1 rRNA gene is annotated in these 289 nt (G+C 55.0%); it reads right to left on the bottom strand.

What is annotated here, in order from left to right:
• Positions 1-207: ribosomal RNA gene (locus tag NZ583_09025) — 23S ribosomal RNA — on the bottom strand; the annotation flags it as partial.
• Between the last annotated feature and the right edge of the window lie 82 nt (positions 208-289).

Here is a 289-nt window from a genome sequence, read left to right on the forward strand (position 1 = left end):
ACTGAGATGTTTCACTTCCCCGGGTTCGCCTCATAGGCCTATGTATTCAGCCTATGATACCTGGATTTCCATCCAGGTGGGTTGCCCCATTCGGAGACCTCCGGATCATCGCTTGCTGCCAGCTCCCCGGAGCGTTTCGTCGGTAGCCACGTCCTTCATCGCCTCTGAGTGCCAAGTTATACACCATCAGCCCTTGGGTTCTTGTCCATTGGTGAGATGACTATCTATCGCTATGCAGTTGTCAAGGTTCGGGACTGGCGCTTGCGCGTCCAGCAGTTTGCCCTATCGG

Source organism: Thermodesulfobacteriota bacterium, from assembly GCA_025062045.1.
Classification (GTDB): domain Bacteria; phylum Desulfobacterota; class Syntrophorhabdia; order Syntrophorhabdales; family JANXAF01; genus JANXAF01.